Raw genomic sequence first — 24,634 nt, forward strand, 5'->3', positions numbered from 1 at the left:
TTATGGCGTAAGATATTCTGAGGGTTGAGCGATTTGAGGCGTTGCAATGCGGCCTCCCATGCGGGAGGGAGGCCGCGGCCCGGGCTGGTCGCCCGGGCCAAGGGTCACTCGGGGAGCGCGGCGCTGCCGCCCGGCCGGTGTCCGCCCTTGAGCTACCCGATCTCCAGCACCTTGCCGAAGGGCGGCGGCTTGGCCGGGTGTTCGCGCACGGCCCAGATGACGGGGAGGCGCGGGGGCTTGCCGAAGGCGCCGTCGAGATCGGTGAGGATCACGGCGGCCGAGGCGTCGAGCGCGGCGGCGCGGTCCACCACGTCGAGAAAGGCGGTGCCGCCGCCGCGGCGGAGGGGGGCGGCGCGGAGCGCGGCGTCGAGGCGGCCGGGCTCGGGCCGCGCCTCCCAGTGCACGGTCTCGTCGAAGGCGAGGGCGTGGATTTCGGCGCCCGTGCGCCGGGCGATGCCCGCGAGTTCGCCGGCGAGGAGGGCGAGATCGTCATCCGTGACGGAGCCCGACGTGTCGAGCCCGACGGCGATGCGGGGGCGGCGGGCGTCCATCAGCCTTGCGGGCTCGAAGGCGGGTTCCGGCCCGCCGCTCCGCCGCGCCTCCGCCTCCATCGCGGGCCAGCGGCGGGTGGGGCGGGCATGGGTGAGGCGCGGCGTCTCGGAGAGCGCCTTGGCGAGGAGGCGGCGGAGCACGACCTCCCACGGGGTGCGGGAGAGGGGCAGGGCGGCGAGGAAGGCGGCGTGCCGGCCGATCCCGCGCCCGGCGATGCGGCCCGCCTCCACCGCGCGGGTGAGGCGCCCGCGCCAGTCCGCCGCGCCCTTGTCCTCGCCCTCGCCGCCGGGGGCTGGCGCGAGCGTGCGGCGCCCCTCGCCGCCCTTTCGCCCCTCGGCGCGGAGGCGGGCGTAGAGCTTCTCCACGTCCCATTCCGCGAGGACGGGGGCGGGCTTCTCCTTCGGCAGGAGGTCGGCGAGGCCGGGGGCGGGGCGCGGCGGGGCGTGGCCGCCGGCGCGCGCCGCCTCGTTCGCCAGCGCCTCCGCCGCCAGCGCCCAGAGGCCGGGGTCGAAGGCGGGGCCGAGCCGCGCCGCCTCCGCCGCCATGCGGAAGGAATGGCGAAGCGCGACATGGAGCACATGCCGCGCCGCGAGCCCCGCCTGTTCGGACGGGGCGAGGAGCGCGAAGGCGGGGCCGTAGAGGATCGTCTCCCCCTCCGTCCGCGTCTCCCCCTCCCCGTCCCGGTGCGCGCACCAGAGGGAGAGGGCGCCGAGCGCCGGGTCCGCCTCCGCAAGGATCGCGAGGGCGCGGGCGGCGCGGGCGGAATGGACGCTCATTCGAGCCCGGCCAGGCGCCGCTCCGCCACGTATTCCGCATAGGCGGGAGAGGAGAGGAAGGCGGATTCGAGCCCTTCGTCCAGCGCCTTCCGCATCATCATCTCGAAGCCGAAAGCGGTGAGTTCCGCCAGCGGCGCGCGGCTGAAGACCGGGATGGGGCGGAGCCGGGCGAGGCGGCGCAGCTCCGCCATCACCTCGATGGCGCGGCCGATCCGCGCCTCGTCCGCCGCGCCGACGAGGCCGTAGACGAGGGCGTTGAGGCCGTCGAGGCTTTCGGGATAGAGGTTCGGGCGATCCGCCGGCCGGGCGGCGAGGAGCGCGTCGATCCGGACGCTCGCCTCCACATCGTCCGCCACGCGGGCGAATTCCGCCGCCGCCGCCTCCCCGACGATGCCGGCGACCATCGCGTCCCTCACCCGCCGCTCGGGCGCGGCGCGGAGCACCTGGCTCACCCGCTCCCACGAGCGGGGGGTGCAGGCGATGGCCCAGCCGCGGCGCATCGCCTCCTCCGTCGTCTCCAGAAGGTCGGGCCGGGCGCGTATGAAGGCGGAGACGGCGGGGTGGAGCCCGCGGCGCGCGGCGTAGTTCGCCAGCCAGTCCGGCGCCGAGGCGCGGACGAGGAGGTGGATCAGCCGGTCGGAAAGTGCGGTGCCGAGCTCGTGCGCCACCGCGCCATCCTCCACGTCATTCCCGGCGGCGACGATGAAGACGGAGGGCGGCACCTCATGCCGGCCGACGCGCCGCTCCTGCAGGAGGCCGTAGACGGTGGGCTGGAGCCAGGGGGAGGCGGCGGTCAGCTCGTCGAGGAAGAGGACGGAGGGGGTTGCGGGGTCGTCCGGCAGGTCCTCGGGGCGATACCAGATCGTCTTTTTCGTCTCGTGGTCGAAATAGGGGAGGCCGCGCAGGTCCTGCGGTTCGATCGTCGTAAGGCGGAGGTCGAAGAGGCGGGCGCCGATGCGCTCCGCCAGCTGGCGCACGATCTCCGTCTTGCCGACGCCGGGGCGGCCGTGGAGCATCCAGGAGGCGGTGAGGCCGCCCGCCTCCTGCGCCTTCCAGCCCGCGAGCAGGATCTCGAACGCCTCCCCGGCGGAGACGGGCGGGGCGTTGACGCTCATCGCCCGGCCGCCGCCATGAGCGCCGCCATGCGGGCATGGGCGGAGACGGCGCGCGCCTCCAGCGTGACGGTCCGCAGGAAGCGGTTTTCCCGCAGGTTGGCGCGGTGCAGCGCCGCCTCGGTGAAGCCCTCCGCGAAGAGCGTCTCGTGCAGGATCGCCCGCTCCGCCTCGTCCAGCGGCAGGACCTCGGGCGCGGCGCCGCCGACCTGGACGGAGACGAAGGTGAGGGGCGCGACGCGCGCAAGCTCGGATTGTTCGACCACCAGCATCAGTTCCCCGGATTGCAGGCCGCGCCGGGCGGCGAGTTTCGACAGCGCCTTCTCCCCCCGGAAGCGCAGCGCGTCGAGCGCGCGGCCGGCCTCGTCCGCCGTCGCGAGCTTGACGCGGTTCTCGTCCTTCACGCGGAGGACGCGCATCTCCACGACGCCGACGACGATGAGCATGGCGATGGGCGCCTGGGCGATGGGGAGCGCAAGGTCCGGCCAGACGAAGATGCCGACGACGAAGGGCGAGAGCGCGGCGGAGAAGCGGAAGATCTGGCTCTCGAACAGGATGCGGAGCCAGAGGCGGACGGAGCCGCCGACCCGCGGCAGCACGGTCATGCGCCCGATCAGCGTCTTCGGCGCGCTCCGCGTCTCGAGCGCGGCGGCGTTCCAGATCGTGGTGGGGGAGACGACGAACAAGCGCTCACGCCCCTTCGGCGTAGAGCGCGCGCAGCTCCCGCTTCAGCACCTTGCCGAGCGCGTTGCGCGGGAATTCCTCCCGGAAGGACACGGCGGCGAGGCGCTGATGCTTGGCGAGGCGTTCGTTCGCCCAGGCGAGGATCGCCTCCGGCGCGGCTTCGGCGCCCGGCTTGGGGATGACGAGGGCGAGGCAGGTCTCCCCCCATTTCTCGTGCGGCACGCCGATCACGGTGACGTCCGCCACCGCCTCGTGGCCGCCGACCACCGCCTCCACGTCGGAGGGGAAGACGTTGAAGCCGCCGGAGATGATCATGTCCTTCTTCCGGTCGAGGATGGTGAGGTAGCCGTCCTCGTCCAGCGCGCCGACATCGCCGGAGCGGAGGAAGGTGCGGCCCCGTTCGTCCCGCCAGATGAGCCCTGCCGTCTCTTCCGGCCTGCCGTGATATTCCTTCATCATGCCCGCGCCGTAGCCTGCAATCTCCCCCGCCGCGCCGGGGGGAAGGACGTTCCCCTCGTCGTCGAGGATCCTGAGCTCGAAACCTAGGACGGGCGTTCCTACCGTCTCGAACTTTTCCGCGTGCTGGTGGGGGCGGAGCATTGTCGCGAAGCCTTCGGAATAGCCGTAGAGCTCGTAGAGCGCGGGGGTGATCCGGCGCATCGCCTCGCGCTTGGTGTCCCGCCTCAGCGGCGAGCCGGCGGAGAGGAGGGCGCGGAGGGTGGAGAGGTCCGCCCCGTCCAGCCCTTTCTCGGCGAGGACTCCGATGAACTGCGCGGGCACCATGAAGCTGTGCGTGATCCGCTCCGCCGCGACCGCCTCCAGGAATCCGGCGGGGGAGAAGGCGGGCATGGCGACGACGGTCCCGCCCGCGAAGAGCGCGGGGAGCATCATCAGCCAGGTGCCGTTGGAATAGAGCGCCGTCGTCGTCAGCGCGCGGCAATCGGCGCCGAATCCCATCTCGACGGCGTTCGACCAGGCCCAGTGCTGCCGCGCGCGGTGGGTCTGGACGATGCCTTTCGGCAGGCCGGTCGTGCCGGAGGAATAGATGATGTTGAAGGCGTCCGTCATCGCATGGCGGACGGGGGGCGTGGCGGCGGAGGCGGCGCCCCGCATCGCGGCGAGGTCGCGCCAGCCTTCGCCTTCGAAGCCGAAGGCGACCCAGTCCGCCACGGCGGAGAGGCGGGCGCGGTGCGGCTCGATCCGCTCCCGGAACTCGGGCGAGACGAAGGCGCGGACGGCGCCGCTGTCCGCGACGAGGCCGGCGAGCTGCTCCCCCGTCAGGAGGCCGGAGAGCGGCACGGCGCAGCCGCCGGCGCGGACGATGCCGAAGGTCGCCTCCAGCATCTCGACCGAATTGCCCATCATCACCGCCGCCCGCTCCCCCTTCGCGAAGCCGCCGGCGAGGAGGGCGTTGGCGATGCGGTTCACGTTGGCGGCGAAGTCTCCCCAGGTCCGCCGCACGGGGCCGCAGACGACGGCCTCCTGATCGCGGCGATGGCGGGCATGGGTCTCGAAAAGGTCGGGCAGGAAGACCTGCGCGTCGTCGATCTCGGGGGTCTGCATGGGCTGTCGTCTTCCTCCTCCCGGCCGTCGCGCGCGGCCTTCGGCGGGGAAGGTAGCGCGCGACGGCAAAATTCTCATCATTCCTCGAACGCCGCGGCGCAATGGGCTGTAGACGCTTGCTTGCCGAGGCACTATCTGTCTCTTTAAGAAAATTACCCGCCCGGTCAGTGGCGGGAAGACAGGGAGACGCGAGTGACGACCGACTTTTCGGCGAAGGCGAATCTTGCGGCGCGGGAGCGGCGCGCATGAGCGGCGCTGCGATGCGCGCCGCACCGGCGCGGAGCGCGCCTGTCATCTCGGTCAAGGACGTGACGGTCCGCTTCGGCGGCATCGTTGCGCTGGACGGGGTGAGCTTCGACATCCTCGACGGCGAGGTGCTTGGCCTCATCGGGCCGAACGGCGCGGGCAAGACGACGCTCTTCAACTGCCTCAGCCGGCTCTACACGCCGACCGAGGGGGAAATCACGATGGACGGCCAGTCGATTCTCGGCCTGCCGTCGCACCGGATCGCCGGGCTCGGCATCGGGCGCACGTTCCAGAACGTCGCCGCCTTCGCGAATCTTTCGGTGCGGGACAACATCCGCGTCGGCGCCCATTCCGCATCCGCAGGCGACATGGTGACGGACGCGTTCCGCCTCGGCCGCGCGCGGCGCGAGGCGGCGGAGATCGACCGGCTGACGAACGAGCTGATCGGCTGGCTCCATCTCGGGGAAGTGGCGGACCAGCCGGTCGCCGGCCTGCCCTTCGGCTGGCAGAAGCGGGTGGAGCTGGCCCGCGCGCTCGCCACGAAGCCGAAGCTCCTCCTGCTCGACGAGCCTGCGGGCGGGCTGAACCATGACGAGGTGTCGGAACTCGGCCGCCTGATCCGGCGCATCCGGGACGACCGGGGCGTGACGGTGCTGCTCGTCGAGCATCACATGTCCCTCGTCATGTCGGTCTCCGACCGGGTGGTGGTGATGAATTTCGGCCGCAAGATCGCGGAGGGCGTTCCCGCCGACGTGCAGAAGAACCCGGACGTGATTGCGGCCTATCTCGGAGGGGCTTCATGAGCGCCATTCTCGAAGTGAAGGGGCTGGAGGCCTCCTACGGGCAGCTCCAGGTGCTGCGGGGCCTCGATTTCGAAGTCGCGAAGGGCGGCGTGACCGCGCTCCTCGGCGCGAACGGCGCGGGCAAGACGACGACGCTCCGCGCGATCTGCGGCATGATCCGCCGGAAGGGCGAGATCACCTTCGACGGCAAGCGGATCGAGCGGCTGGGGACGGAGGACGTGGTGCGCCTCGGCGTCGCGCATATCCCCGAGGGGCGCGGCACGTTCGGCACGCTGACGACGGAGGAGAATCTCCAGCTCGGCGCCATGACGCGGCCGAACAATTCGGACATCCAGGCCGATATCGAGCGCTGCTACGGCTTCTTCCCGCGGCTCAAGGAGCGGCGGAACCAGCAGGCCGGCACGCTTTCGGGCGGCGAGCAGCAGATGCTCGCCATCGCCCGCGCGCTGATGCTGCGGCCGAATCTGATGCTGCTGGACGAGCCTTCCTTCGGCCTCGCGCCGCTGATCGTGCGGCAGATCTTCGACATTCTCGCGGATGTGAAGCGGGAGGCCGGCGTCTCCATGCTGATCGTGGAGCAGAACGCCTCCCTCGCGCTCGAACTCGCCGACCACGCCTATCTGATCGAGACCGGCTCCATCGTGATCTCGGGCGAGGCGAAGGCGATCCGCGAGGACGAGAGCGTCCGCGCCTCCTATCTCGGCTATTGAGGAGACGACATGGACCTCTTTCTCCAGCAGATCGTCTCGGGCTTCGCCACCGGCGGGATCTATGCCTGCATGGCGCTTTCGGTCGTGATGATCTATCAGGCGATCCATCACCTGAACTTCGCGCAGGGCGAGATGGCGACCTTCTCGACCTTCATCGCCTGGCAGCTGCTCGCCTGGGGCCTGCCGTATTTCGCGGTCATCCCGCTCGCCATCGGGCTCAGCTTCATCGGCGGGTTCGTCGTGGAGCGGGTGGTGTTCAAGCCGATCGAGAACGCGCCCGTCCTTTCCCACATCGTCATCTTCATCGCGCTCTTCGCGATCTTCAATTCGGCGATGGGCTTCATCTGGGACTTCTCGATCAAGCCGGTGCCGAGCGCCTTCGGGGAGGGGCCGCTCTATGAGGGGAGCCTTCTCAGCAAGCACCAGACCGGAATGATCGCGGTGACGATGCTTGTGCTCGTGCTGCTCTGGGCCTTCTTCCGCTTCACGCGGGTCGGCCTCGCGATGCGGGCGGCGGCGGCGAACCCGCAGAGCGCGCGGCTCGTCGGCATCCGCGTCAGCTTCATGACGGCGCTCGGCTGGGGCATGGCCTCCGCCATCGGCGCGGTGGCGGGCATCCTGATCGCGCCCGTGGTGTTCCTCGAGCCGAACATGATGCTCTCGATCCTGCTCTACGGCTTCGCCGGGGCGGTGCTCGGCGGGCTCACGAGCCCGCTCGGCGCGGTGATCGGCGGCTTCACCGTCGGCATCGTGGAGAATCTCGCGGGCACCTACATCCCGGTCGTGGGCGGGGAGCTGAAACTCCCCATCGCGCTCTTCCTGATCGTGGTGGTGCTGGTGGTGAAGCCGGAGGGCCTGCTGGGCCGCCGCGTGGTGCAGAGGGTCTGACATGGCGACGAGCGAAACATACGCCGCGGGCGCGGCCGCCGCGCCGAAACCCTTCATCACGGCGGAGCGGGTGGTCTATCTCCTGCTGTTCATCGGGCTGGTGGCGCTGCCGTTCTTCTCGAAGGGCTTCTTCGTCTTCCAGGTGACGAAGCTGCTGATCTACGCCATCGCCATCCTCGGGCTGAACCTGCTGACCGGGATCAACGGCCAGTTCTCCCTCGGCCACGGCGCCTTCTATGCGGTCGGCGCCTATACGACGGCGATCATGGTTGAGATGATGGGGGTGAACTACATGCTCACCCTGCCGGTCGCCGGGCTGATCTGCTTCGTCTTCGGCTTCCTTTTCGGGCTGCCGGCGCTCCGGCTCGACGGCATCTATCTCGCGCTTGCGACCTTTGCGCTCGCCATCGCGATGCCGCAGCTGCTGAAGCTCTCGCCCATCGAGCATCTGACGGGCGGCGTGCAGGGCGTGATCGTGTTTTCGGACACTTTCGACCCGGAAGTGCCCTTCGGCCTGCCTTTCGACCCGGGCACCTGGACCTATCTCTTCACGCTGTTCGTCGGCGCCTTCCTCTTCTGGCTGGCGCGGAACATCGTGGCGAGCCGGACGGGGCGGGCGATGATGGCGATCCGGGACAATCCGATCGCCGCGCGCTCGATGGGCGTGAACATCGCGCTCTACAAGACGCTGGCCTTCGGCCTTTCGGCGCTCTTCACCGGCGTTGCGGGCGCGCTTTCGGCCATCGCCGTGAAGTTCGTGGCGCCTGACAGCTTCACTTTCGCGCTGTCCATCGTGCTTCTCGTCGGCCTCGTGGTGGGCGGCGTGGGCTGGCTGCCCGGCGCGCTGATCGGCGCGACCTTCATCGTCTTCGTGCCGAACGTGGCGGAGGAGATCTCCAAGGGCCTCTCCGGCGCCGTGTTCGGCTTTTTCCTGATCCTCGTGATCTACCTTGCGCCGCAGGGCGCGGGAGGGCTGCTCCGCGCTGGCGTGGGGCGGGTGAAACGGCTGCTTGGCAGCCGGTGAAACAGCAAAAAAGGGAGACTGACGCATGTTGACGAGACGCACTTCCCTCATCGCGGCGGCGGCGGCGGCGCTCGCCTTCGCGGCCGGGCCGGGTTCGGCCCAGACGGTGGTCGGGGTCACCGACACGTCGATCAAGATCGGCAACATCATGCCCTATTCCGGCCCGGCCTCGGCCTATGGCCAGATCGGGGAGACCATCGGCAAGTATTTCGAGATGGTGAACGCCAATGGCGGCGTGAACGGCCGGATGATCGAATACATCAGCTATGACGACGCCTATTCGCCGCCGAAGACGGTGGAGCAGGCGCGCAAGCTGGTCGAGAGCGACGAGGTCGCCCTCATCTTCCAGCCGCTCGGTACGCCGCCGAACTCCGCCATCCACAAGTACATGAACGCGAAGAAGGTGCCGCATCTCTTCGTCGCCACCGGCGCGACCAAGTGGGGCGACCCGGAGAACTTCCCCTGGACGATGGGCTGGCAGCCCAACTACCAGACCGAGGCGAAGATCTACGCCCAGTACATTCTGGACAACATGCCGAACGCGAAGGTCGGCATCCTCTTCCAGAACGACGATTACGGCAAGGACTACCTCAAGGGCTTCAAGGACGGGCTGGGCGACAAGACGTCCCTGATCGTCGCGGAGCTGCCCTACGAGGTCGCCGATCCGACCGTCGACAGCCAGATCATCTCGCTGAAGGCCTCCGGCGCGGACGTGTTCTTCAACATCACCACGCCGAAATTCGCGGCGCAGGCGATCAAGAAGGCGCATGAGATCGGCTGGAAGCCGACCCAGTTCCTCAACAACGTTTCCTCTTCCGTCGGCTCCGTCCTGAAACCGGCCGGCCTCGAAGCCTCGGTCGATATCATCACGGCCGGCTACCAGATGGACCCGACCGATCCGCAGTTCGCGGATCACCCGGAAATGGTCGCCTGGCGCGACTTCATGAACAAGTATCACCCCTCCGGCGACCAGACTTCCAGCTTCACCGCCTATGGCTACGCGGTCGCGGCGACGCTGGAGCAGGTGCTGAAACAGGCGGGCGACGATCTGAGCCGCGAGAACATCATGAAGGAGGCCGCGAATCTCCGGCAGGTGCGCATCCCGCTGCTGCTGCCGGGCGTGACCGTCTCCACCTCGCCGACCGACTTCTACCCGATCGAGTCGATGCGGCTGCAGAAGTTCAACGGCACGACCTATGAGCTCTTCGGCGACGTGATCGCCGCCGAATCGAGCTGATCCGGTCATCAGCGAAAATGCGGCGGCCGCCCCTCCGGGGGCGGCCGTTTCCGTTTCAGCCGGCCATGAAGCGGAGCGCGGCGGCGGCGAGCGCCTCGCCGTCGTCTTCCTGCAGGAAATGGCCGGCGTTCCCGATCGTCACGTGAGGCTGGCCCGCCGCGCCCGGCACGCGGCGGCGGAATGGCTTCTCCCCGCCCGCCGTCACCGCGTCCTTGTCCGAGAAGGCGGTGAGGAAGGGTTTTTCGAAGCGTTCGAGCGCGGCCCAGGCGGCGCGGTTCGCGGCGCTCGCCGGATTGTCGGGCGTGATCGGCACGAGGGCGGGGAAGGCGCGGGCGCCGGCCTTGAAGCGCTCATCGGGGAAGGGGGCGTCATAGGCGGCGCGGATTTCCGGGGAAATGCCGCGCGCGGTTCCGCCCTGCACGATGCCGCCAACGGGGAGCTCCGGAACCTCCTGCGAGAATTTCAGCCATTTGAGGAAAGCGGGGTTCTCCGGCTCGTCCCCCGTCGGCAGGAAGGTGTTGGCGGCGACGACGCGGGCGAAGCGGTCGCCTTCCTCCGCGACGAGGCGAAGGCCGAGCAGGCCGCCCCAGTCCTGGCAGATCAGCGTGATCCCCCGGAGGTCGAGCGCGGCGAGGAAGGCCTTCAGCCAGTCCACATGCGCCAGGTAGGTATAGGCCGCCCGGTCGGCGGGCTTGTCCGACCGGCCGAAGCCGAAGAGATCGGGCGCGACGGCGCGGAAGCCGGCGCCGGCGAAAAGCGGAATCATGCGGCGATAGAGGTAGGACCAGGTCGGCTCGCCGTGCAGCATGAGGACGGGCGGCGCATCGCGCGGGCCTTCGTCCACATAGTGCATGCGCATCCCCGCAATCTCGACATAGTGCGGGGCGAAGCTCCAGCCGGGGAGGCCGGCGAAGCGCTCGTCCGGGGTTCTCAGAATCTCCATGTCGGGGGTCTCCGGCTCATTGTTTCCACTCTTGCGCCGCCGCGGCGGCTCGGGGCAGGAAAGCGCAACTGTGAGACAGGGGAAAGCGGCATGACCTTCCGGACCATTGACGATCTCGCAATCTCGGGGAAACGCGTTCTGATCCGCGTCGACCTCAACGCGCCGGTGAAGGACGGCGTGGTGACCGACGCGACGCGGCTGGAGGCGGTCGGCCCGACGATCCGGGACGTGATCGCGAAGGGCGGCAAGCCTGTGCTGCTGGCGCATTTCGGGCGGCCGAAGGGGAAGCCGGACCCGGCGCAATCCCTCGCCCCCATCGCGCCCGCGCTGGCGGCGGCGACCGGCGTTCCGGTCGTTTTCTGCGGGACGACGACGGGGGAGGAAGCCGCGGACGCAATCGCCGCGCTGCCCGGGGGCGCCGCGCTGCTGCTGGAGAACACGCGCTTTCACCCCGGCGAGGAAGCGAACGACGCCGCCTTCGCGAAGGCGCTCGCCGCGCTCGGCGATCTCTATGTGAACGACGCCTTCTCTGCGGCGCACCGGGCCCACGCCTCGACCGAGGGGCTCGCGCATCTTCTGCCCTCGGCTGCGGGGCGGCTGATGGCGGCGGAGCTTTCCGCGCTGGAGAAGGCGCTGACGGCGCCGGAGCGGCCCGTCATCGCCGTGGTCGGCGGCGCGAAGGTCTCCACCAAGCTCGAACTGCTCGGCAATCTCTCGAAGCGGGTGGACCAGATCGTGATCGGCGGCGGCATGGCCAACACCTTCCTTTTCGCGAAGGGAATCGAGGTCGGCAAGTCGCTTTGCGAGGCGGAGATGGCGGAGACGGCGCGGGCGATCATCGCGGGCGCGGCGGAGGCGGGCTGCGAGATCGTGCTGCCGACGGACATCGTGGTCGCGCGCGAGTTCAGGGCGGGCGCGGCTTCCGAGACGCTGCCGGCCGAGGCCTGCCCGGCGGATGCGATGATCCTCGACGCGGGGCCGGAGACGGCGGCGGAGATCGCGCGGCGCTTCGAGGGGGCGAAGACGGTTGTCTGGAACGGCCCGCTCGGCGCGTTCGAGATCCCGCCCTTCGACGCGGCGACGAACGCGGCGGCGCTCGCCGCGGCGACGTTGACGGAGGCGGGCCGTCTCCTCACGGTCGCGGGCGGGGGCGACACGGTGGCGGCGCTCAACGCCTCGGGCGCGGCGGCGCGGTTCTCCTATGTCTCGACGGCGGGCGGCGCCTTCCTCGAATGGCTGGAGGGCAAGACGCTGCCCGGGGTCGCGGCGCTGGAGGCGTGACGAATTCGTCACTGTTCCCCGCCGCCCCGGCGCGCTTATCTAAAGCCAAGGACAAGGGAGAGATGCGATGACCGAGACCTTCACCCTCATCACCGGAGCCTCCGAGGGCATCGGGCGCGAATTCGCGAAGATCGCGGCGGCGCGCGGGCGCAACGTGATCCTCTCCGCCCGCAATGCGGAGAGGCTGGAGGCGCTGGCGGCGGAGCTTTCCGCCGAGCATGGCGTCCAGGCCATCGCGATCCCGGCCGATCTCGCGGAGCCGGGCGGGGCGGAGGCGCTCTGGTCGAAGGCGAGCGACGGGCGGAAGATCGACTTCCTCGTCAACAATGCCGGCCTCGGCCGCCACGGCCCGTTCGATGCGGAGACGCCGGGCGATGGCGGGTGGGAGCGGGAGATCGCCTCGATCCAGGTCAACGTCGTGGCGCTCACGGCGCTGATGAAGCTGGCGATCCCGCATCTGAAGGAGGCGGAGCGGGGCAGGGTTCTGAACGTCGCGTCGCTCGCCGGCTTCACGCCCGGGCCGGGCATGGCCGTCTATCACGCGACGAAGGCCTATGTCGTCTCCCTCAGCCGCGCGGTGAAGGAGGAGCTGGCCGACACCGACGTGACGGTCACGGCGCTCTGCCCCGGCGCGACCGAGTCGGAATTCTTCAAGTCCGCCAACATGCGCTCCGCCCGCATCACGCAGATCGGCAAGCCGATGACCGCGAGGGAGGTGGCCGAGGAAGGCTATGACGCTGCGATCCGGGGCGATTCCGTCGCCGTCACCGGCGCGCTCAACATCGTGGCGCGCTGGGCGACGAGGCTCCTGCCGAGCGCGCTGGTCGCGCCGATCACGAAGAAGGTGCTGGCCAAGGTCTGACGCGCGGGCGGATCGCGCTATCTCTCCTTGCGAAGGGAGCCGGGCATGAGGCGCGCGATGATCTGGGCCGGGGCGGCGTTCCTCCTCCTCTTCGCGCTGGCGGCGGGAGGGTGGCTTTACGTCATGGGCAATGTCGAACAGCCGTCCTATGCGCTCGTCGAGGCGGAAGGGGCGGTCGAGATCCGGGATTATCCGGCGCTTGTCGTCGCCGAGGTGGAGCGGGCGGGGAGCCGGGGCGAGGCGGTGCGCGCCGGGTTCGGCCCGCTGGCCGGCTACATCTTCGCGCGGGAGCGGGAGGGCGAGAAGATCGCCATGACCGCCCCGGTCACCCAGCGGCAGGCGGGCGAGGCCTGGGCGGTGCGGTTCATCATGCCCTCGGAATACCGTCTGGAGGACCTGCCGCTTCCGGCGGGGGCCGAGGTGAGCCTGAAGCCCCTGCCGCCGATGCGCCGCGCCGCGATCCGCTTTTCAGGGCGGGCGGACGATGCGCTGATCGCGGCCGAAGAGGCGAAGTTGCGCGCGTTTCTCGCGGCGCGAGGGCTGGAGCCCGCCGGGCCGCCCGAATACGCCTATTACAACGATCCGTGGACGCCCGGCTTCCTCCGCCGGAACGAGGTGCTGTTCGACCTCGCCCCGGCGGGGTGAATTCAGCCGTAGCGGTTGAGCCCGCCGATGGCGGCGATGGTCGCCACGATCATGAAGAAGGTGAGCGCGCCCTGGCGCATCCGTTCCCCCGCCTTGCTGGTGGCGAAGGCCCAGAAGCCGCCGAACAACAGATCGTTCACCTCATGGCGCAGCATCTCCCGATGCTCGGCGGGTGTGAGCGGCTTCGCCTCCTGGAGGCGCTTGCGGTCTTCGAGGCTCGACATGTCTGCTCCTGCATCTGCGACAGGAGGCGGGAGATGGGGCGGCGCGCGCCCGCGGCGACGGGGCGCGACGATCCGCCCCGCGCCGCCCCCGCTTTCGCTTGACCGCGCGCGCCGCCCCGCGCTACGCCGCGCGGCGAAGCATCGCGACCTTGGGGTACGGAGACCGAGATGAAGGCCACTCGCATCGTTCAGAAAATCCTCGCCAACTACGAGGCCGACACGCCCGGCGTGAAGGGCCAGCTTTGCCGGATGCTGATGAACGGCAAGCTCGGCGGCTCCGGCAAGATGGTGATCCTTCCCGTGGACCAGGGCTTCGAGCACGGGCCGGCGCGGAGCTTCGCGCCGAACCCGGCGGCCTATGACCCGCATTACCACTACAAGCTCGCCATCGACGCCGGGCTGAACGCCTACGCCGCGCCGCTCGGGATGCTGGAGGCGGGGGCGGGCGCCTTCGCCGGGCAGATCCCGACGATCCTCAAGGCGAACAGCGCCAATTCGCTGATGTCCGACACGGCGGGCAAGAATCAGGCGGTGACGGCGAGCGTGGACGACGCGCTGCGCCTCGGCTGCTCGGCCATCGGCTTCACGATCTATCCGGGCTCGGACATGGCGCTCGACATGTTCGAGGAGATTTCGGCGATGCGGGAGGAGGCGGCGGCGAAGGGAATCGCCACCGTCATCTGGTCCTATCCCCGCGGCGAGGCGATCTCCAAGGACGGGGAGACGGCCATCGACATCGCCGCCTATGCGGCGCAGATCGCGGCGCTGATCGGGGCGCATATCATCAAGATCAAGCTCTCCACCGACCATCTTGAGCTGAAGGAGGCCAAGAAGGTCTACGAGGCGGAGGGGATCGACGTTTCCACCCAGGCCGCGCGCGTCGCGCATTGCATGCAGGCGGCCTTCGGCGGGCGGCGCATCGTCGTCTTCTCCGGCGGCGCTAAGAAGGGCGAGGACTCGGTCTATGACGACGCCCGCGCGATCCGGGACGGGGGCGGCAACGGCTCGATCATCGGGCGCAACACCTTCCAGCGCCCGCGCGAGGACGCGCTGAAGATGCTCTCCCAGATCATCGACATCTACAAAGGGCGCGCGTGAGAAAGAACGAAGGACCGACCGGCGATCTCGACCCGCGCGCGCTGATCCTCGAAGCCTATCGCATCGAGGGGATCGTGGCGGCGGATTGCCGGTCCATCTTCTTCGACTGGGCGCTCGGCGTCGCGCCGGGGCGGGACATGGCGGCGGACGCCGCCGCGCTCCTCCGCCATTACGAGGCCGAGGCGCCGGAGCATCCGATGACGGCGGTGCTGCGGGAGGGGGCGGAGACGCCCCCGCCGCGGCGGCGCGGCGCGCGGCGGCGCTGAGGGTTCAGCGCCCGGATTTCGCCAGCCATTCCCGCAGGAAGGCGATTTCGGATTCCTGCGCCGCGATGATCTCCTCGGCGAGCTTCCGCAAGTCCGGGTCCTTCCCGTGTTCCAGCACGACCTTCGCCATGTCGATGGCGCCCTGGTGATGCGGGATCATGCCGCGGGCGAAGTCCGCGTCCGCGTCGCCGGTGAACTCGATGGCCATGCCGTGATGCATCGCCGCGTTGGCCTCCATGTAGGCCTTCGTCGAGGGCGCATCGCCGTGGCCGGCATGGCCGCCATGCCCGGAATGCCCGCCATGGCTGGTTGCAAGCGCGCCCGTGGCGATTAGGGCGAGGGCGAGGGCGGGGATGGTCTTGTTCATTGCGTCTCCTTTCCTGTCGGAGACGCGGATATGGGGGTTCCCATCATGGGAAGGTCAAGCGCCTTCAGCCGCGATCGGCCTTGAGGCGCTCGATGAACGCCGCGCCGTAGGTGAAGGGGCCCACATGGCCGACCCCCGGGCCGACATAGGCGAGAAGCGGCACGTCGCCAAGCTCGCGCACGCGGGCGCAGAAGGCGTAATCCTCGGAAAGCTGGTCTCCGTCCGGCCGCTCGATCGGGTCGAAGAAGTTCCAGATCTCGCCCTTCAGGCCGCTCGCCCGGAGCTTGGCCGAGGTCTTCGGCCGCGCGACGCCGCGCTCGATCATCAGCTCAAGGACGGCCCGCGCGATGAGGACGCAGCCGAAGCCGAACCCCTCCGCCTCCATCATGCCCTTGCGCACCTCCTTCCGCCCCGGGGTGAGCCGGAGGGTGAAGGCGGCGGAGAGGGCGCGGGCGCGGTCCATGTCCGGCGTCTCCGCCATCGCCTTCGCGAAGGCCTCGAGGTCGAGCCGCCTTTCGGTATAGGCGGCGCCGATGATGGGGGCGCCGAGGCTCAGGAAATGGCGGATGACCTGAATGTCCACCGCCATGTCGCTGTCGATGAAGAGGAGATGCGTAAGGCTTTCATCCTCGAGGAATGCGTGCGCCATGATCGTGCGGGCGAGCACAACGTCCGCCCCGTCCACGATCATCAGCTTGTAGGCGGCCTTCGCCTCGGTCAGCGCCTGCGTGGCTGCGACGAGGGTGTGGGCGTAGGCGGTCGTGACGGAACCCTGGGTCGTCGGCGTGGCGAGGAGGACCTTCATCGCCCGGCCCCCGCCGCGAAAGCGGCCGGGTCGAGCCGGTAGCGCGCGCCGCAGAACTGGCAGTCTGCGGCGACATGGCCCTCGGGCGTCGTCATCTCCGCGATCTCCTCGGCGCTGAAGCCGGCGAGCGCGCCCTCCACCCGGTCCGCCGAGCAGGTGCAGCCGAAGCGCACGGCCTGCGGCGGCCAGACGCGCGGGCCTTCCTCGTGAAAAAGGCGGACGAGCAGGTTTTCGGCGGGCACGAGCGGGCCGACCAGCTCATGCGTCTCCACGGTCGAGAGGAGGATGGCGACGCGGCTCCAGTCTTCCTCCCGGCCCTCCATGCCGGCGACGTCCTCCGCGCTCATCAACCCGTCCTCTCCGCCCGGCGCGTCGGGCGCGATCCCGCCTTCGCCGGGCATCTGCTGGATCATCACGCCGCCGCCGCGCCAGGCCGGCGCCTCGCCCGGCGCCTCGGCGAGGGCGGCGGTCACGGCGAAGCGGGTCGCGATCTGTTCGGACTGGGCGAAATAGGTCTCCATCGAGGCGGAGAGGGAGCTGCCGACGAGGGGGGTGAGGCCCTGATAGGGGATCATGTCCGGGCCCTGGTCGATGGTCACGCCCATGACGCCCGCGCCGATCTGCGCGAAGGCGGGCGCGTCGGCGGCCAGCGCCTCCGCGTCGAACCCGGCCCAGGCGCGCATCCGCGCGGGCTCGCCTTCCTGCTCCGGCGCGAAATAGTCGGTCGCGATCAGGCGGATCGCGCCCTCGCCCCGGATCTGGAGGGAGAAGCGCCAGCGGAGCTTCACCGCCTGGCCGATCAGCGCCGTGAGCAGCGCCGCCTCGGAGACGAGCGCGGCGACCGGGGCCGGGTAATCGTGCTGGGAGAGGATCGCGTCCAGCGTCCGGTCGAGCCGGACGACGCGGCCGCGCATCCCCGCGCGGTCGAGCTGGAAGGGGAGGATGCTGTCATCCCCCGGATTGGTTCCCGATATGCCTTCGGCCGCGCTCATCTCGCCTCCGCCATGAACGCGGCCCTCATAAGGCCGAACCGCATGCGGCGCAAACCGCGGCCTTGAAGCGGCGGCGCGGCGCGGCGAGGGTCGGGCGCGACAGGGGAGAACGCGATGCGGAGATTCGGAGACTGGCCGCGGCCCGGCGTGCGGCACCGGATTCGCCCCGGCGCCTATGGCGTCGTGGTGCGGGGCGGGGAGGTGCTCCTCGCGCTCAACGAGAGCCCGGGCGAGGAGGTGGCGCTGCCGGGCGGCGGGATCGACCCGGGCGAGTCGCCGCTGCAGGCCCTGCATCGGGAGGCGCTGGAGGAGACGGGCTGGCGCATCCGCCCGCTCCGCCGCGTCGGCGCCTATCGCCGCTTCACCTACATGCCGGAATACGGCTTCCATGCGGAGAAGATCTGCCATGTCTGGCTCTGCGCCGCGGTCAGGCGCGTGGCGGAGCCTACGGAGCCGGACCATCGCCCCGTCTGGGCGGCGGCGGAGATGGCCGCCGCCGCGCTCAGCATCGAGGGGGAGCGGGCGCTTTTCGCCGAGGCGATGCGCCTCGCCCACGGTTACTCCGCCGCGGCGCCGCGGCTCGCCGTTTCCGCCGCGTAGCGGGACTTCGCGTCCTCCACCGCCTTCTCGTGCACGGCGGCGAGGGCTGGGCGCATCTTCTGCGCGCGGATCGCGGCCTCCATCGTGGAGCGGTGCTGGCCCTGGAAATGCGGGAAGACTTCCCGCGCGATGAGCTCGTAGCTTTTCCGCGTCGCGTCGAAATTCGCCCAGTTGTGCGCGAGCATCAGATAGGCGCCGAAGCCGCCGTTGGACTGCGCCCAGAGCCGGTCGATCTGCGCGCGGCACATGTCCGGCGTGCCGATGGCGCCGAAGCCCGAATCGTTGATGAAGTCGATCATCTCCTTTGCGTTCTGGCCGGGCATGGACATCTGCGGGAAGGCGGCGATTTCCTGGAAGTAGTTGAACCAGTGCTCGATCCCGTATTCGACGTCCCGCCGGGCCTGCTCCGCCGTCTCCGCGATGTGGCAGAGGCCGACGAGCCGCCATTTGGAGCGGTCCACCTGCTGGCCGTAATGCTTCGCCTCCGCCTCGATCACGTCCCAGTGCAGCGCCAGCGCGTCGAACCCCGCCGCGGTCGTCGCGCCGATGGAGATCATGCCGGTGCCGTAGCGCCCGGCGAGCTTCGGCCCGGTCGGTGAGGCGACGGCGGCGGTCGCGAGGTCGAAATTCGAATAGGGGCGGAGATGGAGGCGCGCATCCTTCAGCACCCAGCGGTCATTCTCGAAATTCACCGGCTCCTCGGAGCGGAGGAGGCGGGTGATGATGTCGAGCCCGTCCGCCAGCAGGCCGCGCGTCTCGGCCTGGCTGAGGCCGATCATCGCCGCATCCGTCGGCAGGGAGCCGGGCCCGAGGCCGAGCATGGCGCGGCCGCGGGTGAGGTGGTCGAGCTGCACGATCCGCTCCGCGACCCAGAGCGGGTTGTGATAGCTGACGGAGACGACGCCGGTGCCGAGCCGGATGCGCCGCGTGCGGGGCGCGGAGGCGGCGATCATGATCTCCGGGCTCGCGGAGATTTCGGAGCCGGCCGAATGATGCTCGCCGAACCAGACCTCGTCATAATCGCAGCGGTCGAGCCACTGGACGAGTTCGAGATCCTGTTCGAGGGCGAGGGTGGGGTTGATCCCCGGCTTGTGGAACGGCGCCAGGAAAATCCCGAAGCGCATGCGGTCGGTCATCGCGTTTCCTCCATTGCTCCCGTCTTTGCGGGTTGGGCGGAGGTTAGGGCCGCCGGGGCGCGAATGTCGACGACTTTTCCGCGAGCCGCGATCTACTCCCGCGCGAGCGCCTCGCCCCGCGCCTTCGCCGCGGCGACGGCGCGGCGCATGAGCGGGGCGAGGCCGTCCTCCGCCATCAGGACGGAAAGGGCGGCGGCGGTGGTGCCGTTCGGGCTCGTCACCTGCTCGCGCAGCGTTCCGGGAGGCGCCGCGCTCTCCGCCGCGAGCTTCCCCGCGCCCATCACCGTCTGCCGCGCGAGGCGGAGGGAGAGCGCCTCCGGCAACCCCGCCGCCGCGCCCGCCGCCGCCAGCGTCTCGATCAGGTGGAAGACATAGGCGGGGCCGGAGCCGGAGACGGCGGTGACGGCGTCCATCAGCCCCTCGTCGTCGATCCGCGCGACATCCCCAGTCGTCGCCATCAGCGCTTCCGTGAGCGCGACGGCGGCTTCGGGGACTTCGGGCGTGGGGCAGAGGACGCTCATGCCGGCGCCGATGGCGGCGGGCGTGTTGGGCATGACGCGGATCACGCGCGCAGCGGCGCCGAGCCCGGCGCGCAGGGTCGCGATGGTGGTTCCGGCGGCGACGGAGACGAAGACGGCGCCTTTGAGCCGGGCGTAGTCCGGCAGAACGGCGGGCATGACCTGCGGCTTCACGGCGAGGAATACGAGATCGGGCGCGAGCCCTTCGGGGAGTTCGCCTGGCGCGGCGACGGCGCGGGCGCCGAGCGCCGCGGCGGCCTCGCGGAGCGCGTCCGCCGGCTCGACGACATGGACGGCGAGGCCGGGCCGCGCCTTCATCCAGCCGGCGAGCATCGCCCGCCCCATATTGCCGCATCCGGCCAGAACCAGCGTCTCGCCCATATCCGCCTCCTTCTTTCGGGGCCGATAGGGCAGGGCGCGCTGCGCGGCGTCAAGGCGCCGCCCGGGCTGGTCAATCCGGCGCGCCGCCCCCATTTCAGGACAAACCGCAAGGGAGATGACGACATGGACCATAACGACCGCGCCGCCATCGAAAACCTCTTCGCCCGCCTTCGCCAGGTGGAGGAGAGCGCGCCGCCCCGCGACCCGGAGGCGGAGGCGATGATCGAGGGCGGGCTCGCGCGCCAGCGCGGCGCCGCCTATCGCATGGCGCAGACCATCGTGGCGCAGGAGCGCGCGCTGGAGGAGGCCGCGCGCCGGATCGAGGCGCTGGAGGCCAGGGGCTCCGGCGGCTCCTTCCTCGGCGATCTCTTCGGCGGTTCGGACCCTGCGCCGCGGCCGCGCCCGGCCGCCCCGCCGCCGCAGGCCGCGCAGCGCGGCGGCTTCCTCGCCGGCGCGGCGCAGACGGCGCTCGGCGTCGCCGGCGGCTTCCTCGTCGCGGACATGATCTCGGGCGCCTTCGGGGGCGTCGCCGAGGCGTCGGACTGGGGCGGAGCGGAGGATGGCGGGGACGGCGGCGGGGATTTCGACTTCGATCTCTGAGCCCGCGCCGCCGCGCCGCATCACGCCCCTTCGCGCCCGGCGCTAGTGTGCGCCTGCGAAGGGAAGGGAGCGGCGGATGCTCGGGCTTGCGGGAATCCTCATTGCGCTCGGCCTGCTGATCTGGCTGACCTGGCGCGGGCTTTCCGTGCTCGTGGCGGCGCCGCTGATGGCGACGCTCGCCCTTCTGGCGGCGGGGGCGCCGGTTCTGGCCGCCTTCACGCAGATCTTCATGCCTGCGCTCGGCGGCTTCATCGCGCAGTATTTCGCGCTCTTCCTGCTTGGCGCGATCTTCGGGAAACTGATGGAGGCGACCGGGGCCGCGGAGGCGCTCGCCGTCGCCATCGTGGACCGGCTCGGCGAGGCGCGCACGGTCGCCGCCGTCGTCGCCTCCTGCGCGGTGCTGACCTATGGCGGCGTCTCGCTCTTCGTCGTCGCCTTCGCGGTGCAGCCTCTTGCGGCGGCGATGTTCGCGCGGGCGGCGCTGCCGACGCGGCTGATCCCCGCCGCCATCGCGCTCGGCGCCTTCACCTTCACGATGACGGCGCTGCCTGGCTCGCCCGCGATCCAGAACGCGATCCCGATGCCGTATTTCGGGACGACCGCCTTCGCCGCGCCGGGCCTCGGCCTCGTCGCGGGCGCGGCGATGGCGGCGATCGGGCTCGCCTGGCTCGGCTGGCGCGCCCGCCGCCTCCCGCATGAGGCTCCGCCCGCCGGCGCCGCGCCGGACATCCGGGCGCTTCGGGAGCGGGCGCAGGGCGAGGGTTACGACATCGCGGAGATCGGCGGCGCGGCGGCGGAAGAGCGGCCCTCCGCCGCTGTCGCAGCGGCGCCCATCGTCGCCGTGATCGGGCTCAACTATCTCCTCTCGGCGCATCTCCTGCCGATGATGGACACGAGTTATCTCGGCCAGCCGCCCTATGGCGCCGCCTCGTTCGAAGCGCTGCGCGGCGTCTGGGCCATTCTCGCGGCGCTGGCCGGGGCGATCCTCCTGATGATCGCGCTGAACCGGCGCCGGCTGCCGCGGCTCGGCGCGCTCCTTTCGGACGGGGCGAATGCGGCGACGGGGCCGGCCTTCAACACCGCCTCGCTCGTCGGCTTCGGCGCCGTTGTCGCGGCGCTGCCCGCCTTCGCGCTGATCCGCGAGGCGGCGTTCGACATCGCGGCGGGCGACCCGCTGATCTCGCTCGCGCTCTCGGTCAACATCCTCGCGGGCGTCACGGGCTCCGCCTCGGGCGGGCTCAGCATCGCGCTCTCGACCCTTGGGCCGCTCTATCTCGCGCTCGGCGCGGCGGAGGGCGTCGCTCCCGAACTCCTGCACCGGGTCGCGGCCATCGCCACCGGCGGGCTCGACGCGCTGCCGCATAACGGGGCGGTGGTGACGCTCCTCTCCGTCTGCCGGGCGACGCACCGGGAGGCCTATGGCGACATCTTCGTCGTCGCCTGCCTGGGGCCGCTCGCCGCGCTTGCGCTCGTGATCGCGCTCGCCTCCGTCTTTGGCTCGTTCTGAGCCGCGTCCCGCCTGTGGCGGGGCAGCCATGCGCGGGCGGCCCTCCCCAAAGCGCGCCATCCGCGATAGATCGGGCGCATGAGCCTCTATTTCCGCATCCGCGAAGGCGGCGCGACCGTGTTCCGCCCGGTGGAGGACGCCGCGCGCCGCCGGCTAGACCTTGCGCCGCTCGCGGATGTCTCGCTTCGTTCCGGCGCGGTCAGGCCGCGCGGCGGGGCGGAGATCGGCGCGGCGGAGATGGCGGAGATCGAGGCCTGGATCGCCGCGCGCCGAGCCCGCCTCGCCGCCCGCGCGGCGGAGGCGCCGGCCCGCGCGGCGGAGGCGATGAACGAGGCGGCGGAGTGGTTCCGCGCCGCCCCGGCCGGGCCGGAGGCGGAAGGCGAGGCGGAGGCGCTCCTGATGGCGATGCATGACCTGAGGGCGGCGATCCTCCGCTTCCGCGGCGGCGAAGGGACTGGCGAATGACCGATCTCGCCGCGCCGACCCCCGCCGCGGGCAAGGGGATCGCCGTTCTCGCGGCGCTCTTCACCGTCGCGATCTGGGCGAATTTCCTGATCTCCACCGGCGCCGTGGTGCAATTCGGCCTCGGGATCGTCGAGGTCGGCCTGCTCCGCTCCGTCGCCTGTTCCCTCGCGCTCCTGCCGGTGCTCTGGCGAATGGGGATCTATCCGAAGGGGCTCGCCTTCGGGCGTTTCCTCGTGATGACGGTGGGCGCCGGGATCGGCTTCATGGCGCTGATGCCGCTCGGCTTCCAGTTCGCGCCCGCGGGCTCCAGCGGGGTCTTCGCGCCGGGGCTTCTGCCGCTCTGGGTCGCCGGGCTTTCCGTCGTGTTCCTCGGGGAGAAGATCGGCCCGCTCCGCGTCTTCGGCTTCGCGCTGATCGCGGTCGGCGTTCTCGCCGTTGGCGGGTTCGATGCGCTCAAGGCGGGGGCGGACGGGGCGTGGAAGGGCTACCTGCTCTTCGCCTGCGCCTCCTTCGGCTTCTCCTGCTATGCCGTGGCGCAGCGCGGCTCCGGCCTCACGGCGCTGGAGGCGACGGCGCTGATCTCGGTCTGGACGCTGCCGGCGGCCTGCATCGCCGCGCTCATCTTCGGCGCCGATTTCTCGGGCGTGCCGCTCGACCTCCTCGCCTGGACGGCCTTCGCGCAGGTCGCCTCCGGCGTCGTTTCCATCCTCGCCTACACCTTTGCGATCATCCGGCTCGGCCCCTCCCGCGCCTCCGCCTTCATGGCGCTGACGCCCGCCGTCGTGGCGCTCGCCGCCGTTCTCGTGCTCGGGGAGGCGGCCAATCCGCTGGTCTGGATCGGCGTCGCCGTCGTCTCCGCGGGCGTTCTCGTCGCCTCGGGCATACTGGAGCGGCGCGGCGGCGCTTGAATGCCCGGGCTTACGCCCGTATATCGCGGGCCTGAAACCGTGATGGAGCCCTTTGATGGACCCCGCCTTGTGGTGGACAGCGGCCGCGATCCTCGGCCTCGTCTGCCTGTCGGCTTTCTTTTCCGGCTCGGAAACCGCCCTTACCGCCGTGAGCCGCGCCGCCCTCCACAGCCTCGCCGGCAAGGGGAACAAGGGCGCGACGACCGCGCTGAAGCTGACTGAGGACAACGAGCGCCTCATAGGCGGCATCCTGCTTGGCAACAACGTCGTCAACATCCTCGCCGCGGCGCTGGCCACGCAATTCTTCACGGCGCTGTTCGGGGAGGCGGGCGTCGCCTCCGCGACCCTGTTCATGACCTTCCTTGTCCTCATCCTGGGGGAGGTGACGCCCAAGACCTACGCCATCGCGAATCCGGAAACGGTTGCGATCCGCGTATCCCGGCCGATCTCCCTCCTCGTCCGGTTTGCGGCTCCCATCGTCAGCGTCGTGCGCGTCCTCGCGCGCGCCGTTCTCAGCCTCTTCGGGGTGACCTCGGACCCGAACGCCCGCATCCTCGGCGCGCATGAAGAGATCCGGGGCGCCATCGACCTCCACCATTCCGAGGGCGGAGTGGAGAAGGCGGACCGGGACAGGCTGCTCGCCGCGCTCGACCTCAAGTCGCGCGAGGTTTCAGAGGTCATGCGGCACCGGCGCAACATCGAGACCTTCGACGCCGATGCGCCGGCGGAGGAGATCGTCGCCTTCTTCCTCGCCTCGCCGCATACCCGCATCCCGGTCTGGAAGGAGAATCCGGAGAACATCGTCGGCGTGATCCACGCCAAGGACCTCCTGCGCGAGGTGGACCGGCTGACGCGCGAGGCCCCGCCGGGCGCCGCGCCGCTGCAGGACCTCGACGTGATGAAGGTGGCGATGGAGCCGTGGTTCATCCCGGACACGACCTCGCTCGACGACCAGATGCGCGAATTCCTGCGCCGCCGCAGCCATTTCGCGCTCGTCGTGGATGAATACGGCGACCTGCAGGGCCTCATCACGCTCGAAGACATCATCGAGGAGATCGTGGGCGACATCGCCGACGAGCACGACCCGGAGGAGACCGCGCTCTCCACCCGCTCGGACGGGTCGGTGGAGGTCGAGGGCGACATGACGATTCGCGACCTCAACCGCTTCCGCGACTGGAGCCTGCCGGACGAGGAGGCGACGACGGTCGCCGGGCTCGTGATCCACGAGGCGCAGACGATCCCCGAGATCGGGCAGATCTTCTCCTTCCACGGTTTCCGATTCGAGATCGTTGCGCGGGAGCGGCACCGCATCACCCGGCTCCGCGTGAAGCCGCTGGAGGCTGCGCGCCAGCTCGTGGAATAGGCCTGCGAGATACTTGACCGAAACGATCAAGTAAAATAACTCCCTTCCCGACATCGGAACTCGCCACCCCGCAGGGAG

27 protein-coding genes are annotated in these 24,634 nt (G+C 70.5%); 16 read left to right on the plus strand and 11 right to left on the minus strand.

Going from position 1 to position 24,634, the window contains the following annotated elements; genetic code table 11:
- Positions 1-152: 152 nt before the first annotated feature.
- From ACE37J_RS05435 to ACE37J_RS05450, 4 genes are read right to left on the minus strand one after another with little or no spacing between them, the layout of a single operon-like run.
- Entirely contained in the window at positions 153-1,328 is a 1,176-nt protein-coding gene (locus tag ACE37J_RS05435) for a DUF2201 family putative metallopeptidase (RefSeq protein WP_409708244.1), read from the minus strand.
- On the minus strand, positions 1,325-2,443 hold the full coding sequence (locus ACE37J_RS05440; RefSeq protein ID WP_409708247.1) for an AAA family ATPase: 1,119 nt from the start codon (positions 2,441-2,443) through the stop codon (positions 1,325-1,327). The genes ACE37J_RS05435 and ACE37J_RS05440 overlap by 4 nt, the downstream gene beginning before the upstream one ends.
- Positions 2,440-3,126: a hypothetical protein gene (locus ACE37J_RS05445; RefSeq protein WP_409708250.1), complete on the minus strand. Its 687-nt coding sequence runs from the start codon at positions 3,124-3,126 to the stop codon at positions 2,440-2,442. Before ACE37J_RS05445 ends, ACE37J_RS05440 begins: the two co-directional genes overlap by 4 nt.
- A gap of 4 nt (positions 3,127-3,130) precedes the next feature.
- On the minus strand, positions 3,131-4,687 hold the full coding sequence (locus ACE37J_RS05450) for a class I adenylate-forming enzyme family protein (RefSeq protein WP_409708254.1): 1,557 nt from the start codon (positions 4,685-4,687) through the stop codon (positions 3,131-3,133).
- A gap of 245 nt (positions 4,688-4,932) precedes the next feature.
- Between ACE37J_RS05450 and ACE37J_RS05455 the strand changes: the two genes are divergently transcribed.
- Genes ACE37J_RS05455 through ACE37J_RS05475 form a run of 5 tightly spaced genes read left to right on the plus strand, consistent with a single transcriptional unit; the run spans position 4,933 to position 9,595 of the window.
- Positions 4,933-5,736, plus strand: coding sequence for an ABC transporter ATP-binding protein (locus ACE37J_RS05455; protein WP_409708257.1), 804 nt, complete (start codon positions 4,933-4,935; stop codon positions 5,734-5,736).
- Positions 5,733-6,446 carry an ABC transporter ATP-binding protein gene (locus ACE37J_RS05460; RefSeq protein WP_409708261.1) on the plus strand — a complete coding sequence of 238 codons (714 nt, stop codon included), beginning with the start codon at positions 5,733-5,735 and terminating at the stop codon, positions 6,444-6,446. Before ACE37J_RS05455 ends, ACE37J_RS05460 begins: the two co-directional genes overlap by 4 nt.
- Before the next feature lie 9 nt (positions 6,447-6,455).
- Complete coding sequence (locus ACE37J_RS05465; protein WP_409708264.1) at positions 6,456-7,334, plus strand: branched-chain amino acid ABC transporter permease; 879 nt, start codon at positions 6,456-6,458, stop codon at positions 7,332-7,334.
- 1 nt (position 7,335) lies between these two features.
- Complete coding sequence (locus ACE37J_RS05470; protein WP_409708266.1) at positions 7,336-8,358, plus strand: branched-chain amino acid ABC transporter permease; 1,023 nt, start codon at positions 7,336-7,338, stop codon at positions 8,356-8,358.
- Positions 8,359-8,383: 25 nt separating this feature from the next.
- Entirely contained in the window at positions 8,384-9,595 is a 1,212-nt protein-coding gene (locus tag ACE37J_RS05475) for an ABC transporter substrate-binding protein (RefSeq protein ID WP_409708269.1), read from the plus strand.
- Between the two features lie 55 nt (positions 9,596-9,650).
- On the opposite strand, the gene ACE37J_RS05480 is transcribed toward ACE37J_RS05475, so the two are convergent.
- The gene (locus ACE37J_RS05480; RefSeq protein ID WP_409708272.1) at positions 9,651-10,538 is read right to left on the minus strand and encodes a haloalkane dehalogenase; all 888 of its coding nucleotides are present in this window, start codon (positions 10,536-10,538) and stop codon (positions 9,651-9,653) included.
- A 90-nt stretch (positions 10,539-10,628) separates the two neighbouring features.
- Between ACE37J_RS05480 and ACE37J_RS05485 the strand changes: the two genes are divergently transcribed.
- The 3 genes from ACE37J_RS05485 to ACE37J_RS05495 all read left to right on the plus strand — a co-directional run bounded on the left by ACE37J_RS05485 (position 10,629) and on the right by ACE37J_RS05495 (position 13,326).
- Positions 10,629-11,819 carry a phosphoglycerate kinase gene (locus ACE37J_RS05485; protein WP_409708275.1) on the plus strand — a complete coding sequence of 397 codons (1,191 nt, stop codon included), beginning with the start codon at positions 10,629-10,631 and terminating at the stop codon, positions 11,817-11,819.
- A gap of 67 nt (positions 11,820-11,886) precedes the next feature.
- Complete coding sequence (locus ACE37J_RS05490; protein WP_409708278.1) at positions 11,887-12,681, plus strand: SDR family NAD(P)-dependent oxidoreductase; 795 nt, start codon at positions 11,887-11,889, stop codon at positions 12,679-12,681.
- A gap of 45 nt (positions 12,682-12,726) precedes the next feature.
- A complete protein-coding gene (locus ACE37J_RS05495; RefSeq protein ID WP_409708281.1) occupies positions 12,727-13,326 on the plus strand; it encodes an SOUL family heme-binding protein in 600 nt (199 codons plus the stop codon).
- Positions 13,327-13,328: 2 nt separating this feature from the next.
- Here the strand turns inward: ACE37J_RS05495 and ACE37J_RS05500 are convergent, their stop codons facing one another.
- Complete coding sequence (locus ACE37J_RS05500) at positions 13,329-13,550, minus strand: hypothetical protein (protein WP_409708284.1); 222 nt, start codon at positions 13,548-13,550, stop codon at positions 13,329-13,331.
- Between the two features lie 168 nt (positions 13,551-13,718).
- On the opposite strand from ACE37J_RS05500, the gene ACE37J_RS05505 reads away from it, so the two are divergent.
- Together ACE37J_RS05505 and ACE37J_RS05510 are read left to right on the plus strand one after the other, a co-directional pair.
- Positions 13,719-14,648, plus strand: a complete 930-nt coding sequence (locus ACE37J_RS05505) for a class I fructose-bisphosphate aldolase (RefSeq protein WP_409708287.1) — start codon at positions 13,719-13,721, stop codon at positions 14,646-14,648.
- Positions 14,645-14,914 (plus strand): hypothetical protein, encoded by a 270-nt coding sequence (locus ACE37J_RS05510; RefSeq protein ID WP_409708290.1) that lies wholly within the window; start codon positions 14,645-14,647, stop codon positions 14,912-14,914. Before ACE37J_RS05505 ends, ACE37J_RS05510 begins: the two co-directional genes overlap by 4 nt.
- A gap of 4 nt (positions 14,915-14,918) precedes the next feature.
- Here ACE37J_RS05510 and ACE37J_RS05515 read toward each other — a convergent pair whose 3' ends face one another.
- The 3 genes from ACE37J_RS05515 to ACE37J_RS05525 all read right to left on the minus strand — a co-directional run bounded on the left by ACE37J_RS05515 (position 14,919) and on the right by ACE37J_RS05525 (position 17,078).
- Positions 14,919-15,281 carry a DUF305 domain-containing protein gene (locus ACE37J_RS05515; protein ID WP_409708293.1) on the minus strand — a complete coding sequence of 121 codons (363 nt, stop codon included), beginning with the start codon at positions 15,279-15,281 and terminating at the stop codon, positions 14,919-14,921.
- A 64-nt stretch (positions 15,282-15,345) separates the two neighbouring features.
- Positions 15,346-16,086 (minus strand): hypothetical protein, encoded by a 741-nt coding sequence (locus ACE37J_RS05520; protein ID WP_409708296.1) that lies wholly within the window; start codon positions 16,084-16,086, stop codon positions 15,346-15,348.
- Positions 16,083-17,078: an Hsp33 family molecular chaperone HslO gene (locus ACE37J_RS05525; RefSeq protein WP_409708299.1), complete on the minus strand. Its 996-nt coding sequence runs from the start codon at positions 17,076-17,078 to the stop codon at positions 16,083-16,085. The genes ACE37J_RS05520 and ACE37J_RS05525 overlap by 4 nt, the downstream gene beginning before the upstream one ends.
- A gap of 114 nt (positions 17,079-17,192) precedes the next feature.
- Here ACE37J_RS05525 and ACE37J_RS05530 point away from each other — a divergent pair, with 114 nt between their 5' ends.
- On the plus strand, positions 17,193-17,678 hold the full coding sequence (locus ACE37J_RS05530) for an NUDIX domain-containing protein (RefSeq protein ID WP_409708302.1): 486 nt from the start codon (positions 17,193-17,195) through the stop codon (positions 17,676-17,678).
- On the opposite strand, the gene ACE37J_RS05535 is transcribed toward ACE37J_RS05530, so the two are convergent.
- Together ACE37J_RS05535 and proC are read right to left on the minus strand one after the other, a co-directional pair.
- Positions 17,636-18,814, minus strand: coding sequence for an LLM class flavin-dependent oxidoreductase (locus ACE37J_RS05535; RefSeq protein WP_409708305.1), 1,179 nt, complete (start codon positions 18,812-18,814; stop codon positions 17,636-17,638). The two genes, ACE37J_RS05530 and ACE37J_RS05535, sit on opposite strands and share 43 nt — an antisense overlap.
- 92 nt (positions 18,815-18,906) lie before the next feature.
- Complete coding sequence (gene proC / locus ACE37J_RS05540; RefSeq protein WP_409708308.1) at positions 18,907-19,713, minus strand: pyrroline-5-carboxylate reductase; 807 nt, start codon at positions 19,711-19,713, stop codon at positions 18,907-18,909.
- Between the two features lie 123 nt (positions 19,714-19,836).
- On the opposite strand from proC, the gene ACE37J_RS05545 reads away from it, so the two are divergent.
- The 5 genes from ACE37J_RS05545 (at position 19,837) to ACE37J_RS05565 (ending at position 24,556) form a co-directional block, all read left to right on the plus strand.
- Entirely contained in the window at positions 19,837-20,313 is a 477-nt protein-coding gene (locus ACE37J_RS05545; protein WP_409708311.1) for a DUF2076 domain-containing protein, read from the plus strand.
- 76 nt (positions 20,314-20,389) lie between these two features.
- Positions 20,390-21,820 carry a GntP family permease gene (locus tag ACE37J_RS05550; RefSeq protein WP_409708314.1) on the plus strand — a complete coding sequence of 477 codons (1,431 nt, stop codon included), beginning with the start codon at positions 20,390-20,392 and terminating at the stop codon, positions 21,818-21,820.
- Between the two features lie 78 nt (positions 21,821-21,898).
- On the plus strand, positions 21,899-22,285 hold the full coding sequence (locus tag ACE37J_RS05555) for a hypothetical protein (protein ID WP_409708317.1): 387 nt from the start codon (positions 21,899-21,901) through the stop codon (positions 22,283-22,285).
- The gene (locus ACE37J_RS05560) at positions 22,282-23,193 is read left to right on the plus strand and encodes a DMT family transporter (RefSeq protein ID WP_409708321.1); all 912 of its coding nucleotides are present in this window, start codon (positions 22,282-22,284) and stop codon (positions 23,191-23,193) included. Before ACE37J_RS05555 ends, ACE37J_RS05560 begins: the two co-directional genes overlap by 4 nt.
- A gap of 55 nt (positions 23,194-23,248) precedes the next feature.
- Positions 23,249-24,556 carry an HlyC/CorC family transporter gene (locus ACE37J_RS05565; protein WP_409708324.1) on the plus strand — a complete coding sequence of 436 codons (1,308 nt, stop codon included), beginning with the start codon at positions 23,249-23,251 and terminating at the stop codon, positions 24,554-24,556.
- The last annotated feature ends 78 nt before the right edge of the window (positions 24,557-24,634 follow it).

The organism is Pikeienuella sp. (assembly GCF_046290545.1).
Classification (GTDB): domain Bacteria; phylum Pseudomonadota; class Alphaproteobacteria; order Rhodobacterales; family Rhodobacteraceae; genus Pikeienuella.